This window comes from Blautia sp. MSJ-36 (assembly GCF_018917985.1).
Taxonomy (GTDB): Bacteria; Bacillota; Clostridia; order Lachnospirales; family Lachnospiraceae; genus Blautia_A.
In genome coordinates, this window is record NZ_JAHLPQ010000058.1 from 1 (window position 1) to 2778 (window position 2778).

At 44.4% G+C, this 2778-nt stretch carries 1 protein-coding gene; it reads right to left on the reverse strand.

Translation table 11 applies throughout. The features are described from left to right. Positions 1 to 147: 147 nt before the first annotated feature. Positions 148 to 2034, reverse strand: a complete 1887-nt coding sequence (ltrA, locus tag KQI39_RS17070) for a group II intron reverse transcriptase/maturase (protein WP_002595827.1) — start codon at positions 2032 to 2034, stop codon at positions 148 to 150. Between the last annotated feature and the right edge of the window lie 744 nt (positions 2035 to 2778).

Genomic DNA, 2778 nt, shown 5'->3' on the forward strand with positions numbered 1-2778 from the left:
ATAGCGATAGGTAATCCTTTGAAGTTATCTCCGGATTTTCCCCCGCTCCACACCGTGCATGCGACTTTCACCGCACACGGCGCTCCATCGAATTCAGCCGTCCAGGGCTTTTAAACACAACTTACACACTTCGTTACAGCATTAAATTCAAAGAATAATAGGTGGCATTTCTGCCATAGTACGAAGTTTGTTAAGCTTTTCTATTTGTTTATTGTCAAGATTTAAGGATTTCAGGTACTTCTCAATCGTAGGTTCTGAAGAAGCATGGATAAGGATATGAACCGCTTTGCTGACAAGAATAAGATTTGCGTATTCATCCGAACCGCCATTGCTTACCGGTACTTTATGGTGGCAGTGAATATCGTGGGAATTCATCGGAATTCCTGTCACTGCACATTTACCATACTGTGCCGCATACAAAGAAATACGGTTATCCGCATATTCAATGGTTCTGCCCTTTACAGGATTTCTCATCAGCCATAACATTGTCGCTGTGTCGATTGCAAGATTCTTATGAATCTGTTCCCGACCTTTGACCGTATATTTATTGATGGATTTCCTTTTATGCTGGGCATTCTTTGACTGGACATATCCCAGTGGAACCACCGGACGTCCATGAAGGAACCTCATCTGTCTGCTTGCTCCATACTTTTCTTTAATAAACCCATTTCTGAGTTGTCCCTTTTTGGATAAGTCGCCTTTCAGTCTGTTTCTGAGCTGTTTGTTGATACTGAAGGCAAGTCTGCTGAAGTCATGAGATACTTCTGTAGAAATACAATAGTATTCATGAAGTCCGGCAACTACAGAGTTGTATTTCTGAAGCTGCATGAACTGAGCATTATCATCTGACGAATGAGCCAGTTTCTTTACTTCTTCCGAGACTTTTTCATGAGCCTTTTTGTATGCTTTATCGCTCATATGAGACCGAACTACATATTTCTTACCCTTTTTACGGATTTTCAGTTTGAACCCGAGAAAATCAGAATACTGTCTTTTGAGATTAACTACTTTGGATTTGTCAGGGCTGATTTCCAGCCCCAGCCTGTCCTTTAGCCATAACTCTGTTGCCTTGTATGCTCTGACAGCATCCTCATGTGTTGCGCAGAAAATTTTAAAATCATCTGCGTACCGAACTGCATGCATCTCTTTTAGTCTGCTCCGGCGCAGAGCCCTGTAGGCGTGGCTCTTAATCTCTGTTCCCTGCACATTGCTCCTTGTTTTGAATTTTGTCTTTGTTGGCATCTGCTCCCACTGGGAAGCAATCCACCAATCCAGTTCATTCAATACGATGTTTGCAAGCAATGGCGACAAAATACCGCCTTGCGGGGTACCCCGTGCGGGATATGTTTTCTCTCCATTTGGCAGAACAACAGGTGCTTTCAGCATCTCTTTTATAATGCATAACAGCTTTTTGTCCCGGATTCCCAATGCCCATATCTGACGAATCAGCTTTGTATGGCTGATATTATCAAAGAAGCCTTTAATATCGAGGTCAACCACATGGTACAGATGCTGTACCTGTATCAGCCTCATGCATTGCGCAATAGCAGTCTCAGCGGAACGGTTCGGGCGGAACCCGTTGGAGTTCTCACTGAATTTTGCTTCACATATCGGCTCCATGACCTGCAAAATACATTGCTGTACGATCCGATCTACGATAGTTGGAATTCCCAGAGGTCTGGTCTTTCCATTGGGCTTTGGTATATCCACTCGCCTTACGGGTCGTGGATGATAATTACTGAATTGTTTCCGTATGAGACGGACGTATTCTTCCTCGCTTAACTTTGCAAGGTCGGCTATCGTCCTTTTATCCACTCCCGAAGTATCACTTCCTGTATTCTTCTTTATCGTTCTGTATGCAAGCTTGATATTTTCTTCACTCTCGATGATTTCCATCAGATGGTTGAAGGTTTTATCTTTCTTACTTTCTGCATACAGCCTGTCAAAAGTACCTTCCATGTCGTAATACTCTGAGTTGCGGATTTTTCTCTGTTTACTTTTCCTTTCTTGCTGCCCCGAAGTCAACACAGGCATCCTCTCCCTTCGGTTTGGATTTTCTTTGTCATACTCGAAGCTGTGTTTGTTGTGTTTTCATTTTCTTTGCTGAATTCGACTTGTGGCTATCCCTCCACCGCTTACTTATTCACGGCTTCACAGGTACTGTGCCACTACTCTCACTGGAATAAAGAATGGTTATTGCCCTCTCGCGAAGGTATTCCCATCCACCACATCACTGGCTTGCAACCGCCTCCGTGTTCCCAGCTTTCCACGTTCCGATATTCCTATCATTGGATATCTTTAGGTTCTTCCTCTAAGCCTGTATCTGGTCATGCATAACCGCACCGCCTGTAACGATGCATGGACTTTCATAACAACCAATTTTACTCGCCCACAGATACCACCATGAAAGGTGTACTGCCTTTCGACAGCATCAACGTTTAGACTCGTACATTCAGAATTTCGTCAGTATTTTCATACATTCTCACCATGGATATCCGACCCCCGGCATATAGGCAACACCATCCACCTCTGGACAGCTTTCGTGTCTGGTCTGAAAACCAGTCTTACGGTTGCTCTCTGCCGACTTCACCGAGCTCTATAAACTTTTGGAGAGAGCCGTTGCATGCTCCCCGCCATTCGGAGTATTAGGGTGGCGCTTCGGGACGTTACCCCCTCATTTCACCCATCGGAATATCAGTTCTCCAAAGTTTCGGGCTACAATTGCCCTTCGACTTTGTGCGCAAGCTTTTCACTTACGAACGTGTCGCACGATTGTCA

Excerpts from the sequence above, each read along its gene's own strand:
- ltrA (WP_002595827.1), bottom strand. The coding sequence starts at position 2,034 with ATGCCTGTGTTGACTTCGGGGCAGCAAGAAAGGAAAAGTAAACAGAGA.